This is a genomic window from Acinetobacter sp. M5A5_2a (assembly GCF_053345265.1).
On the sequence record NZ_JBKEZV010000004.1, the window covers coordinates 53820 to 66970 of the forward strand.

Annotated in this window: 13 protein-coding genes; 5 read left to right on the plus strand and 8 right to left on the minus strand. The window is 41.4% G+C overall.

All coding sequences use genetic code 11. From position 1 onward, the window contains the following. Positions 1-73: 73 nt before the first annotated feature. The 4 genes from thrC to xerD form a co-directional block, all read right to left on the minus strand. Positions 74-1213 carry a threonine synthase gene (gene thrC, locus ACLBWE_RS07025; protein WP_003654438.1) on the minus strand — a complete coding sequence of 380 codons (1140 nt, stop codon included), beginning with the start codon at positions 1211-1213 and terminating at the stop codon, positions 74-76. Between the two features lie 54 nt (positions 1214-1267). Further along, positions 1268-2569 (minus strand): homoserine dehydrogenase, encoded by a 1302-nt coding sequence (locus ACLBWE_RS07030; RefSeq protein ID WP_004640662.1) that lies wholly within the window; start codon positions 2567-2569, stop codon positions 1268-1270. A gap of 243 nt (positions 2570-2812) precedes the next feature. Beyond that, complete coding sequence (locus tag ACLBWE_RS07035) at positions 2813-3625, minus strand: DsbC family protein (RefSeq protein WP_056484281.1); 813 nt, start codon at positions 3623-3625, stop codon at positions 2813-2815. Between the two features lie 146 nt (positions 3626-3771). Beyond that, a complete protein-coding gene (xerD, locus tag ACLBWE_RS07040) occupies positions 3772-4692 on the minus strand; it encodes a site-specific tyrosine recombinase XerD (protein ID WP_004640667.1) in 921 nt (306 codons plus the stop codon). A 143-nt stretch (positions 4693-4835) separates the two neighbouring features. Here xerD and ACLBWE_RS07045 point away from each other — a divergent pair, with 143 nt between their 5' ends. From ACLBWE_RS07045 to ftsW, 5 genes are all read left to right on the plus strand, one after another. After that, complete coding sequence (locus ACLBWE_RS07045) at positions 4836-5099, plus strand: FeoA family protein (protein WP_016801736.1); 264 nt, start codon at positions 4836-4838, stop codon at positions 5097-5099. Continuing rightward, a complete protein-coding gene (feoB, locus tag ACLBWE_RS07050) occupies positions 5096-6949 on the plus strand; it encodes a ferrous iron transporter B (protein WP_017391154.1) in 1854 nt (617 codons plus the stop codon). The genes ACLBWE_RS07045 and feoB overlap by 4 nt, the downstream gene beginning before the upstream one ends. Before the next feature lie 20 nt (positions 6950-6969). After that, positions 6970-7221: a DUF6587 family protein gene (locus ACLBWE_RS07055; protein ID WP_003654445.1), complete on the plus strand. Its 252-nt coding sequence runs from the start codon at positions 6970-6972 to the stop codon at positions 7219-7221. 160 nt (positions 7222-7381) lie between these two features. Further along, positions 7382-8728 carry a UDP-N-acetylmuramoyl-L-alanine--D-glutamate ligase gene (gene murD / locus ACLBWE_RS07060; protein WP_017387755.1) on the plus strand — a complete coding sequence of 449 codons (1347 nt, stop codon included), beginning with the start codon at positions 7382-7384 and terminating at the stop codon, positions 8726-8728. 24 nt (positions 8729-8752) lie between these two features. Continuing rightward, the gene (gene ftsW / locus ACLBWE_RS07065; RefSeq protein WP_004795141.1) at positions 8753-9949 is read left to right on the plus strand and encodes a putative lipid II flippase FtsW; all 1197 of its coding nucleotides are present in this window, start codon (positions 8753-8755) and stop codon (positions 9947-9949) included. Positions 9950-10000: 51 nt separating this feature from the next. On the opposite strand, the gene gluQRS is transcribed toward ftsW, so the two are convergent. The 4 genes from gluQRS to ACLBWE_RS07085 all read right to left on the minus strand — a co-directional run bounded on the left by gluQRS (position 10001) and on the right by ACLBWE_RS07085 (position 13090). Beyond that, entirely contained in the window at positions 10001-10897 is an 897-nt protein-coding gene (gene gluQRS / locus ACLBWE_RS07070) for a tRNA glutamyl-Q(34) synthetase GluQRS (RefSeq protein WP_231764217.1), read from the minus strand. 1 nt (position 10898) lies between these two features. Further along, on the minus strand, positions 10899-11435 hold the full coding sequence (dksA, locus tag ACLBWE_RS07075) for an RNA polymerase-binding protein DksA (protein ID WP_004640678.1): 537 nt from the start codon (positions 11433-11435) through the stop codon (positions 10899-10901). Positions 11436-11645: 210 nt separating this feature from the next. Beyond that, complete coding sequence (gene cpdA / locus ACLBWE_RS07080; RefSeq protein ID WP_005037307.1) at positions 11646-12458, minus strand: 3',5'-cyclic-AMP phosphodiesterase; 813 nt, start codon at positions 12456-12458, stop codon at positions 11646-11648. After that, positions 12455-13090, minus strand: a complete 636-nt coding sequence (locus tag ACLBWE_RS07085) for an NUDIX domain-containing protein (RefSeq protein ID WP_447601966.1) — start codon at positions 13088-13090, stop codon at positions 12455-12457. The genes cpdA and ACLBWE_RS07085 overlap by 4 nt, the downstream gene beginning before the upstream one ends. Positions 13091-13151 lie beyond the last annotated feature (61 nt).

Sequence of the window (13151 nt, forward strand, 5' to 3'; positions counted from 1 at the left end):
TTTTTTTATAGCTATTAAAAAAGACATAAAAAAACGGCTGTGTTGAACAGCCGTTTTTATGAAAACTCAGATTTTACATGTTAGATAAAATCGAATCTTTTACTTGGCTCATTGTTGCATCAATTGACAACATGACTGCATCAGCACATTGTTTGATTGCAGTATCTGGGTCTTTCAAGCCATTACCAGTCACTGTACATACAATTACAGAACCTTCAGCAATTTTACCTGCTTTAATGTCACGAATCGCACCACCGATAGAAGCAGCAGATGCTGGCTCAACAAATACGCCTTCGTACATAGAAAGTAAGCGCTGAGCTTCTAAAATTTCGCTGTCTTGAAGTTCATCAAACCAGCCTTTAGAGTCACGTACTACCGCTTTAGCATGGTTCCAGCTTTGTGGGTTACCAATACGAATTGCAGTTGCAACTGTTTCTGGGTTTTCAACTGGAGCGCCACGTAAGAATGGAGCTGCGCCAGAAGCTTGGTAACCAACCATTGTTGGTAAACCTTCAGGTTTTGGACCAGTGAATTGATCAGTAGCTGCATCATAAATCACTTGTTCAAACTGATCAGCAGGTTGATTTGCTACTGCTTCAGTATAGCCCATCCAGTGAGCTGTGATGTTACCTGCGTTACCTACAGGTAAGCAGTGATAATCAGGTGCACGGCCTAAAGCTTCAACGATTTCGTAAGCAATGGTTTTTTGACCTTGCAAACGGTAAGGGTTGATTGAGTTTACAATCGTTACAGGCGCTTGATCAGCGACTTCTTTTACAAGACGCATACCATCATCGAAGTTACCACGGATTTGCATAGTGATCGCACCATACATCATCGCTTGCGCCATTTTACCCATCGCAATTTTGCCTTCTGGAATCAAAACAAACGCTTTGATACCTGCACGTGCAGCATAAGCAGCAGCAGCAGCAGAAGTGTTACCAGTAGATGCACAGATAATCGCTTTAGAGCCTTCTTCAACCGCTTTGGTTACAGCCATGGTCATACCACGGTCTTTAAATGAACCAGTTGGGTTTAAACCCTCATATTTCACATAAATTTCAACATCTTTGCCAATAATACGTGGAATATTCTCTAGTTTAATGAGTGGGGTGTTGCCTTCCCCCAAAGAGATAGCACGAGTAGTTGCCGAAACTGGCAAACGGTCACGATAACGATCTACAAGACCAGTATAACGATTGGCATTAGACATGATGGTGTTCCAATTAGAGGTGAAGCGGGAGAGGGAATCTTTCCCTCAACCTGATTAACTATCGAGCGATTCTAAACGAATTCTTACGATTTCGCCACGAATTGCAGGTAAGGCTTGAATTTGTGCAAGTGCCTCATCCATTTTAGATTCGACGATTGGATCGGTGAGAATCACGATTGGAATAAGGTCTTTTAAACGGGATTGTTGCATGATGGCATCAATACTAATTCCAGCACGGCTTAAGATTGTAGTGACATCTGCAAGTACGCCAGTTTGATCTTCGGCATTTAAGCGGATGTAATAACCTGTGGTCATTTCTTCACGGCTTAAAATTGGCACATTTGTTAATGCTTCAAAAGCAAGTTGAGGAATAGTTCCAGCACCATCTTCGGTATAAGAAATATCACGGACAATATCAATTACATCGGCAACAACAGCAGAAGCAGTTGGACCAGCGCCAGCACCAGCGCCGTAATAGAGTGTAGGGCCTACAGCATGCGCTTGAACTAAAACCGCATTTTTAACACCATTTACATTCGCAATAAGCTGCTCATCTGGAATGAGTGTTGGGTGAACACGTAGTTCAATACCCTTTTCAGCGCGACGCGCAATTCCTAGGTGTTTAATGCGGAAACCGAGATCTTCGGCATATTTCACATCTTGTGCAGTAATTTTGCTAATACCTTCGGTATAAACTTTATCAAACTGAAGAGGAATACCAAACGCACAAGACGCTAAAATGGTAAGTTTGTGCGCAGCATCGATACCTTCAACGTCAAAAGTTGGATCTGCTTCTGCATAGCCAAGTTCTTGAGCTTCTTTTAATACATCATCAAATGCACGGCCTTTCTCACGCATTTCGGTCAGAATAAAGTTACCTGTGCCGTTAATGATACCTGCCAACCATTGAATATGGTTTGCAGCAAGACCTTCACGAATGACTTTAATAATTGGAATACCGCCAGCAACTGCTGCTTCATAAGCGATTTGTACAGCATTATCTTCAGCTGCTTTAAATAGTTCGTTGCCATGTTCAGCGAGTAGAGCTTTATTTGCAGTAACGACTTGTTTGCCGTGTTTGATCGCTTCCATGATGACTTCGTAAGCAGGGTGTATACCACCCATCACTTCAACAACCATATCAACGTCTGGTTGACGAACGATATCAAGTAAATCTGCGCTTTGTTTAATCCCTTCTAATTCGAGATCTGGACGAGGGCGGCGTGTTCCAACGTGGGTAATTTGAATTTCTCGACCGGTGCGACGTTTAATTTCAGCGGCATTTTCTTGTAGTAGTTTAAGGGCTCCTCCACCTACGGTTCCTAGACCGAGTATTGCCAGGCGAACTGGTTTCACGTCACACTCCATTCATCATTTAATCATTTAGTTGAAGCTAGATCATAGCTAAAAAAAACGCCAGACTCTAGCGCTTTTAGTGCCTGTTCAATGAATTAGAGTGCGATGTTTAGAAAAGAAGAGTAGATCAGTCTTTAAACACAGGTGGATAAAGTATTAATTATTGAAAAAACAAAGCGCTGCAATAAGAGCAGCGCTTTTCTTAAGAGACAGATGATTAATCATTCATCAACTTTAAGTGGATTATTTATCCAGACGTTTAATTAATTCATCTGGCGTTAGATATCCACCCAAGTACTCGCCATCAGCATTGTAAATAGCAGGTGTACCATTTACACCCATATTCAAGCCAAGTTGATATTGCTCTCGAACAGGGTTTTTACATTGAGCAGGTGGAATGTTGATACCTTGTACTGCTTGATTAAAGGCAGCTTTACGATCTGCACTACACCATACAGCTTCCATGGTTGGCATAAATTGTTCGCCGCGTGGCCAAGCGATATAGCGTACCTCAATACCCTTTTCATTAATTTCGGGTATGTGCTCATGTAGCTTATGGCAATAAGGACAGCTTGCATCGGTAAACACATAGATCACGTGCTTAGCCTTGCCTTTTGCAGGGTAGACAATAAGATCTTCATTTTTTAAAGCGGCAAGATGCTTTTTATTTTCTGATGCTTGAAGTGAATCACCAATATTATGAAGCTCTTTGCCTCCTAATCGGATTACATCACCCTGAATTAAATATTTACCATCACTTGTTGTATAAACTGATGTCATCCCTTCTAGATTTACCCAATATAAATTAGGAACTTCAGTCGGTTTGATATCTAAAATTTTGGCGCTGATATTTGCATTCTTAAATTGTTTTTGCAAAGTTTCGATTAAACGCTGCTTGGCATTACGCTCGATAATGGTTGAAGCTTCCCCTGTAGCAGGTGCAGTCGCTGTGAGCGCATCTTCTTTTTGTGGTTTGTTTTCTTTAGAACAAGCACTGAACAAAAGGCTAGATGCCAGAGTACAGGCAAGAAAAATTTGAGAGCGGGTAAAAGACATAGATAACCCTTATTTCATCAGTATTTATAGTCAGAAGCTGCTAAGCATACCAAAAAATCTAAGGTGTATTGTTAAAACTTTCTTAACCTTTGTGAACGAAATCAAACGATTGATCTGAAATACTTGCGTGGAGCTTGAAAGCTTTATCATCCTCTAGGGTGATGTTTTTCATGTAATTGTTGCATTCTGACTTGTGCAACATGCGTATAGATTTGAGTCGTAGATAAATCGCTATGACCCAGTAACATTTGCACGACGCGTAAGTCTGCGCCGTGATTGAGCAGATGTGTTGCAAAGGCGTGACGTAAGGTGTGAGGTGAGAGTTCAGCTTGAATATTGGCTTGTAGCGCATAGCGTTTAATGGCATACCAAAAGTTTTGTCGACTCATAATCCCGCCATGTTGGGTTAAAAAGAGATAGTCAGTCGAGCTTTTATAGAGTTGAGGCCGAGCATTATTCAAATAGCGTTCTACCCACTCACAGGCAAATTGTCCTAACGGCACTAAACGCTCTTTATTGCCTTTACCTGTAACACGTAAATAGCCTTGTTTTAAATTAATAAGTTCCAGACGCAAGTTAAGTAATTCTGAAACACGCAAACCACATGCATAAAGCACTTCAAACATTGCTCGATCACGTAAGCCAAGTGCTGTATTGATATCTGGTGCTTGAATCAGTGATTCGACATCTTCTTCAGATAGGTCTTTGGGTAATGCTCGCCCAATTTTAGGAGAGTGGTGGGTCGCAACTGGATTGTCACTCCGTAACTTCTGTTCACGTAAAAATTTGTAAAACTGACGTAGGGCAGATAAACACCGTGCAATTGAGCGGGGACTTTTTCCTGCTTTTGTCAGTTCGATAAGAACATCGGCAATATCATCACTTGACCATTGTGGAAGAGCATTTTTTTTATGGAGTTCGCTGCATTGAATGAGGTCGGATAAGTACGCATTACGTGTATGTGGACTAACAGTCTGTGCAACGAGATAGTCGCGAAAACCTTGTAAAAAGCTTAAATGTTCTGGAATTTGAACAGGGCTTGGAATACGCGGTTTTTTATTTAACATACACTACATCCTCTAAACCTCTGTACTGTAAAAGAAACTTTAAGGTTTGTCGATTAAACTGAATAGGAAGTGAAATTTAACCTTATTTGGTAATTATTCTCATTTATATGTATACTAGAAAAAAAGGTTTAGGATCGGATGCGGTGCGTTTATCAGCTTTAAAAGTGAAGCAAGCGGCGACCATCAGCAAAGTGAATCGGATATCAGTAGAGTCCGAGCAGCAAGATTTGGTCGCAATTCGTTTGGAAAGTCTGGGCTTTGTGCCAGGCACACGAGTGGAAGTGATTACCAAGGGTATTTTTGGTGGTGATCCGATCTTGATCCAAATTGGCTTTACTCGTTTCGCTTTGCGTAAAGCAGAAGCGGACAAAATCGAAATTCAAGTAGAAGAAGGAGTACCCGCATGAGTGATGCGTTACGTATTGCCCTTGTGGGAAATCCAAACTGTGGTAAAACCTCTCTTTTTAACCATTTAACTGGAACTCGACAAAAAGTCGCAAACTATGCGGGCGTAACGGTCGAGCGTAAAGTAGGTCATTTTCAGTTACCTTCGGGGCGTGCAGTGCGTGTACTCGATTTACCGGGTACATATAGTCTAAATGCAACCAGTCCTGATGAGGTTATTACCCGTGATGTTTGCTTGGGTAAGATTGCCGAAGAAGGTCAGCAAGATGCTTTTTTATGTGTAGTCGATGCGACTAACTTAAAATTGCATTTAGGGCTAGTGCTCGAAATGATCGAGCTTGGCCGTCCGATTTTACTCGTACTGAATATGATGGATGAAGCGCGTCGTCGTGGTATCCAAATTAATACTCAAAAGTTGTCTCAACGTCTGGGCGTAGCAGTCGTTGAGACAGTTGCTGTTCGTAATGCGGGTATTGAAAATTTATTACATGCCCTTGATCAAGAAAAATACAGTGTGCCGCAAACCGAACTGAGTGGTTTGACTGGAACTCATCATCAAAAAATCGATATGATTTTTAAAGATGTTGTTCAATATGTCGATCAGGGAGATAAGCGTACTGATTTTCTAGATCGAATTTTCTTACACCCAGTTTTAGGCCTATTTAGCCTTGCACTCATGATGTTTATTGTGTTCCAAGCCGTTTTTGCTTGGGCAGCTCCGTTCATGGATGGCATTGAAGGCTTCTTTGGCTGGTTAGGTGAAGTGGTGGGAACTGTGATTACACAGCCACTACTGCATAGTTTGGTTGTTGACGGAATTATTGCGGGTGCAGGTGGCGTAGTTGTGTTCTTGCCACAAATTTTAATCTTGTTCTTCTTCATTTTAGTATTAGAAGAATCGGGCTATTTACCGCGTGCAGCATTTTTGCTTGATAAATTAATGTTCCAAGCTGGTTTAAGCGGACGAGCTTTCATTCCTTTACTTTCAAGCTTTGCCTGTGCAGTACCGGGAATTATGGCAACGCGTAGTATTAGTGACCCTCGTGATCGTTTTACGACCATTATGGTTGCACCTTTAATGACCTGTTCGGCACGTTTACCCGTATATGCTTTGCTGATTGCGGCCTTTATTCCAGAGAAAATGATCTGGGGTATTTTTAACTTACAAGGTCTGGTGCTATTCGGTCTGTATATGGCTGGTATTGTGAGTGCTCTTTGTGTTTCATTTTTAATGAAGTTTTTGCAAAAAGATAAGTCACAGCATGCTTTACTGCTAGAGCTACCGAGTTATCGTTTCCCCGACTTAAAAAGTGTGGGAATTGGTTTGCTGGATCGCGCGAAGATCTTCTTGAAACGTGTCGGTGGAATCATTTTTGCGCTTTCTATTTTGCTCTGGTTTTTGTGTACTTTCCCACAGCCACCCGAAGGGGCGACATTACCTGCGATAGATTATAGTTTTGCCGGTATGCTCGGACATCTTATTCAACCTGTATTTGCTCCAATTGGTTTTAACTGGCAAATCTGTATTGCTTTAATTCCAGCAATGGCAGCACGTGAAGTCGTAGTGGCAGCATTAGGTACAGTTTATGCCTTGTCTGCAACGAGTGACGATGCTGTAGCTCAAGGTTTGTCACATCTGATTAGTGCAGATGGCTCGGGTTGGTCTTTGGCAACAGGATTATCGCTTTTAGTGTGGTTTATTTATGCTCCACATTGTTTGGCCACATTGGCAACGGTACGACGTGAAACAGGTTCATGGAAACATGTTGCTGTCATGACTGCATATCTGTTCGGCTTGGCTTATTTGGCATCGTTTGTTACCTATCAAATTGCTTCCCACTATTGGGGTTAAGGCAAGAAAGGAGGTTGTACATGATTCAATATCTGATTATCGCGGTTTTAGTGAGTTGGAGTGCTGTTGTTGTTTTTAAGAAAGTATTTCCAAAAACAGCAAATTCAGTCTTTTCTACACTCTCTTCATTTTGTGAAAAGCAGGGTTGGACAACCTTGGCAAAATGGCTTAAGCCAAAAATGACCTTTGGCTGTGCTGGCGGCTGTGGTTGCTCAAGTGAAGATAAACCTACCAATACAGTTCAAGAAATTAAGCCGATTAAATGGCAATAAATTTAGTATTTCTTGTTTCGTCTAAAAAGCCATCATATTGATGGCTTTTTTACGCACTGACACAAAAAAAGATGAATAAAGTTCAAACTGAAAAAGCATTCAAAACAGCAAAGTGCTAACATTTTTGCCATTCTGTCGATTGATAAATTGTGGGGCAAAAATGTTAATACAACGTGGTGGATTAAAAGTTGTCGCAGGCTTGGGAATATCAGGCGTTTCTGCTGTTAATTTCTTGCATGAACAAGGCTACCAAGTTGCAGTAACGGATTCTCGTCCAACGCCCCCAGGTTATGATCAGATTCCAGCTGGCGTTAAAACCAGTTTCGGTCAACTTGACCAAGAATTATTATTACAAGCAGAAGAAATTATTTTAAGCCCAGGCCTTGCACCGCAATTACCAGAAATTCAGGCAGCTATTGCTCAAGGGATTTCAGTTGTAGGCGACATTCAATTATTACGCCGTGCGACTGAAGTACCTATTGTGGCGATTACGGGTTCTAATGCGAAAAGTACAGTAACGACTTTAATTGGCTTAATGGCTAAAGATGCAGGTAAGAAAGTTGCTGTTGGTGGAAACCTTGGACGCCCAGCTCTAGATTTATTAAAAGATCAACCAGAGTTGCTTGTACTTGAGTTATCAAGTTTTCAATTAGAAACCACATCTCATTTAAATGCTGAGGTTGCTGTGGTCCTTAACATGAGTGAAGATCATCTAGATCGTCATGGCGATATGTGGGGTTACCACCAAGCAAAACACCGTATTTTCCAAGGTGTTAAAAAAGTTATATTTAACCGTGATGATGCTTTAAGTCGTCCTCTTGTTCCAGATACAACACCAATGCAAAGCTTTGGTCTAAATGCTCCAGACTTAAATCAATATGGTGTTTTAAGAGATGGCGATGGCACGCTTTGGCTTGCACGTGGTTTGCAGCGTTTAATTAAAAGCTCAGATTTATATATTCAAGGCATGCACAACGTAGCCAATGCTTTAGCTTGTTTGGCGCTAGGTGAAGCAATTGGTTTGCCTATGGAATCTATGCTTGAGACGTTAAAACAGTTTAAAGGATTAGAGCACCGCTGTGAGTATGTGAGAACTGTACATGATGTACGTTATTACAATGACTCTAAAGGGACTAACGTTGGTGCTACACTTGCAGCAATTGATGGTTTAGGGGCTGCAATTGAGGTTAAAAAGGGTAAGGTTGCCTTGATTTTGGGTGGGCAGGGCAAAGGTCAGGATTTTGCTCCATTACGTTCTTCTATCGAAAAATATGCCAAAGTTGTGGTATTGATTGGTGAGGATGCTCCAGTCATTGAACAATCAATTCAGGGTGCAACCAAAATTTTGCATGCAGCAACGCTTAAAGAAGCTGTAGAGCTGTGTCAACGTGAAACACAAGCTGAAGATGTGGTGTTGTTATCACCAGCCTGTGCAAGTTTTGATATGTTTAAAAGTTATAATGACCGTGGTCAGCAGTTTGTTGCCTGCGTCAATTCGTTGGTTTAAAGAAAACATGATTAGGAATGTAGTATGGCAGGCTTAGCTCAGACCACAATCCAGAAAATCAATCATTGGTATGAACGGATATTGCCTAAATGGCCAGCGGAAGTGACGCCACGTAATGTCCTGATTTTCTGTGTCGTTGCATTATTGTGTATCGGTTCAGTGATGGTCGCATCTGCTTCGATGCCCTATGCTGAATATATGCATGAAAACCCGTTTCACTATGTGATTCGTCATGGTATTTCGATTGTCGCTGCGGCTGTGGTGGCTTATTTGACCTATCGGATATCACTCAATACGTGGTTTAAAAATACTTTCCCGTTGTGGTTGTTGACCATGGTTCTGTTGCTTGCTGCTTTGGTGGTAGGTTCAGAAGTAAACGGTTCTACACGTTGGATTAAGATCGGCGGCTTTACTTTGCAGCCAACCGAGGTTGCCAAAGTCATGATGGCGATCTTTACCGCAGACTACGTTGTACGCCGTGCCAAAGAGGTTCGTACTCATTGGAAAGGCTTATTACGTTTAAGTGGGGTCATGGCAATCACGGTCGGTTTGATTATTGCTGAGCCTGACTTGGGTGCTACGATCGTAATTGTATTGATGATGGTCGGGGTGTTCTTTTTAGCTGGTGCGCCGCCAACACAGTTCTTAATTATGTTGGGTGCGATTGTAACCGGTATTGTCTTTTTAATTTTGTTTGAGCCGTATCGTTTCCAGCGTTTGATTTCGTTTACTGACCCGTGGGCAGATCCATTAGGGGTTGGTTACCAGTTATCAAATGCGTTAATGGCCTTTGGTCGTGGTGAATGGTTTGGTACAGGCTTAGGGCACAGTGTACAAAAGCTATCTTATTTGCCAGAAGCACATACTGACTTTATGTTGGCAGTGTTAGGCGAAGAGTTCGGTTTCTTTGGTATTTCGATTGTTATTGGTTTGTCTTTCTTGATGTTGGCATGCTGTATCAAAATTGGTCATCGTGCATTGAAACATCATTACCTTCGCGCAGGTTATTTGGCGTATGGCATTAGTATTATTTTCTTGCTCCAGATCTTGGTAAATGCGGGCATGAATATGGGGTTGATGCCAACTAAAGGTTTGACTCTGCCATTTATTAGTTATGGTGGTACATCTTTAATGATGTGTGCTGCGATGATTAGCTTGATTTTAAAGATTGATGCTTCAACCCAAGAAGTTAACCCAGAAAGGGAAGAATCAAACTTCTAGTTGAGTATTTAGGTATTAGAAAACCCGATTTGATATCGGGTTTTTTTTTATTTATAGGTAGGTTCCACTCAGCTGCTCTACATGTGGAATTAAATCTACATTCCACTGCGCTACTGCTTGTTTAAGCATAACTTTAGGCTGGTCTAAATCAACGTTAGGTTGTCCTAGTGCTTGTATTGCTTGTTGCAGCAATTGAGGAGCTTTTGACAAATCGAGTGCTTGAGCAAGGTTTTGCTTAGAAAGCTTTTGCCCTTGATCGTTCATGGCGAGGGGTAGGTGCATATAGCTTAGTTTAGGGTAACCTAAGAGCTCACCAAGCCAGATCTGCCGTTCAGTGTTATCTAATAGGTCTGCGCCTCGAACGACATGGGTGATGCCTTGCAGATAATCATCAACGACTACGGCAAGTTGATAGTTAATAATGCCGTCACGACGTTTAAGAACAAAGTCTCCAAGGTCGTGTTGCAGATTAGAACAATGAGTTCCTTGTAGTCGGTCATCAAAACAGATTTGCTGATCTTGAACTTTTACCCGAATTGCTTGTCCTTGAAAATCAAGCCCTAGATTGCGGCAAGTTCCGGCGTAGATTGCATTTGAACCCAGCATTTTGCGTGTACATTGACAAGCATAGACAAGACCCTCTTTTTTAAGTTGGTCTAATACGCTTTCATAAATGTCTAAACGGTTTTTTTGAAAGATGATTTCTGCATCGGGTTCGAACTGGAAGGCTTCCAGTGATGTGAGAATATGATCTTCACTGCCCGGATAAATACGAGGAATATCTGTGTCTTCGACACGAACGAGCCATGTGCCATGATGGGCTTTTGCATCACAATAACTGGCAACGGCAGTAATGAGTGATCCAAAATGCAAAGGGCCGGTTGGCGATGGCGCAAACCGACCTGAATATGCAAAGCTAGGTTTCTCTTTAGGAGTTACCTCGGTCATATTAACCGTTATTTTGCTTCTCTTTGATTTCTGCCAAAGTTTTGCAATCAATACATAAAGTTGCCGTTGGACGTGCTTCTAAACGACGTAAGCCGATTTCGATACCACACGTTTCACAGAAACCATAGTCTTCATTTTTAATGGCTTCCATAGATTGTTCGATTTTACGAATTAACTTACGTTCACGGTCACGTGTACGCAATTCAATTGCAAACTCTTCTTCTTGGGTAGCACGGTCATTTACATCTGGCAATGCAGTTGATTCGTCTTGCATCGTATTCAACGTACGATCAACTTCAGACATCAATTCAGCTTTCCATGCTTGCAGAATTTGTCGGAAATGCTCGAGCTGTCCTTCAGACATGTACTCTTCATTTTTCTTAGGTTGATAAGGTGCAATACCAAATAAACTTGCAGTTGTGCCTATATCAGAAGTTTTAGGTTTCACTTTACGTGCACGTTTTGCAGAAGCTTTTTCACCTTCCACTACAACTTCTGTATGTTCATCCAAAACTTGGTTGTGGTTGTCATTCGCCATAATAGGGCATTCCTCATCATACACGTATTATCTATACGCAAAAAATATGGTGATATGCAAGTGTTTTTATAGAAAACCATCGATGGATTTTACCATCGGGTCGTCATCATATAGATTTTTCCTGCAAGATGATAGTCATTCCGACCCGTAAATATTTTCAAAACGTGTTTACCCTAGTCATAATTGCATATAAGCATATAAAAAATAGAGCTAATAGCCTGAAATATCAGTATTTATAAGGCCCTGAAAATTTTCAAGACGGAAGACTTCGGTTTCAAAACTACCATCGTTTTTTAGACGAATGTAACGGTAGCCGGGAGCATTTTGGTCTAGGGCAAAGTCATTACTAAACGGTTTAAACTGAACACTGGTCGATGGGGTCGAGAAAAACTCGATCCCTTGCCAAGTGTTGAGTGAGTCTTGGTGAACATGCCCGCAGACTAAAGCTTTTACATTTTTAAATGGAGCTAATGTTGTAAGCAACGCATTAGAATTTTGTAACTTGTGATGATCAATCCATTTGGATTTCATTGCAAAAGGATGATGATGACAAGCCAATAAAACAGGGTTATCTGAAAATTCTTCGAGTAATGTCGCTAAATTTTGTAGTTGTTCTGGTGACAGGTGTCCATCAATCTGACCTTGTACCGCACTATTTAATAAAATAACACGCCAGTTTCCTAAGCCAATCACCACAGGTTCCTGATGGTTTTCTTTATGCAATGGAAAATGGTCAACGTTATCATGATTACCCAGTGTCTGAAAAAATGGCAGACCTAACGTTTGCATATATTGAATATAACGTTTGTACGTAATAGGCGTTGGTGCTTGAGCCAGATCTCCGGTATGGATAATGGCATCAGTTTCAGGATGTTTTTTCAGGATCTGTTGAATAATTGCATGAAAACTTTCTTCAGGATTCATCCCCACAAATTCTAAGTGCGGATACTCCAATAAGTGAGTATCGGTAATTTGTATAATGACATGGTCTTTTTGTGAAAGTGTTGAGACTTGAAAAGTCACCGTCCTACCTCGTCGGATTTTATTATCGTTGTGATGTGTTGAGACAGCCATTGTAACGCCATAATGACAGGAGCATTTCTTAAACGTCCGCTGTCGAGTAACGTCTGGATTTCACTATAATTAAATAAGTGCAGTTGAATATTCTCACCTTCATTATCTACACCAAAAACACCGCCTTCAGCAGGTAAATCGGTTTCGCTAACATAGAGATGAAATAACTCCGAGCACGCACCAGCTGACGGATAAAAGCTAAATAGATGTTGTAAATCCTGAACCGCACACCCTGACTCTTCGAGGCTCTCTCGACGAATACAACTCTCGGGTGTTTCATCACCGTCTAACACGCCTGCGATTATTTCCAGTTGCCATGGGGAGTGAGGGTCATCTAAAGCGCCAACACGAAACTGTTCAATCAATGCGAACTGTTGTTTTTGATCGCTGTAGAGTAAAACGCCTGCAGCCTCAGGGCGATGAATAAGCTCGCGCTGTATTACAGGGGTATATTCAGACTGGTTAAATAGACGATGTCGAAGGCTGACTTTTTCAACCTGAATAAAACCGCGGAATACATATTCACGGGATGTTATTTCGACATCTTCAGATATATAGCTTGGATGTTCAACAATGCTCATGAGCCAGTCAGGATAAAATCTATTTATTTCATCCTAACTGAGAATCATGGCTAGGCAAGTG

Coding starts and splice junctions, on each gene's coding strand:
- thrC (WP_003654438.1), bottom strand. CDS start 1,213: ATGTCTAATGCCAATCGTTATACTGGTCTTGTAGATCGTTATCGTGAC.
- ACLBWE_RS07035 (WP_056484281.1), bottom strand. CDS start 3,625: ATGTCTTTTACCCGCTCTCAAATTTTTCTTGCCTGTACTCTGGCATCT.
- xerD (WP_004640667.1), bottom strand. CDS start 4,692: ATGTTAAATAAAAAACCGCGTATTCCAAGCCCTGTTCAAATTCCAGAA.
- feoB (WP_017391154.1), top strand. CDS start 5,096: ATGAGTGATGCGTTACGTATTGCCCTTGTGGGAAATCCAAACTGTGGT.
- ACLBWE_RS07055 (WP_003654445.1), top strand. CDS start 6,970: ATGATTCAATATCTGATTATCGCGGTTTTAGTGAGTTGGAGTGCTGTT.
- murD (WP_017387755.1), top strand. CDS start 7,382: ATGTTAATACAACGTGGTGGATTAAAAGTTGTCGCAGGCTTGGGAATA.
- ftsW (WP_004795141.1), top strand. CDS start 8,753: ATGGCAGGCTTAGCTCAGACCACAATCCAGAAAATCAATCATTGGTAT.
- gluQRS (WP_231764217.1), bottom strand. CDS start 10,897: ATGACCGAGGTAACTCCTAAAGAGAAACCTAGCTTTGCATATTCAGGT.
- dksA (WP_004640678.1), bottom strand. CDS start 11,435: ATGGCGAATGACAACCACAACCAAGTTTTGGATGAACATACAGAAGTT.
- ACLBWE_RS07085 (WP_447601966.1), bottom strand. CDS start 13,090: ATGAGCATTGTTGAACATCCAAGCTATATATCTGAAGATGTCGAAATA.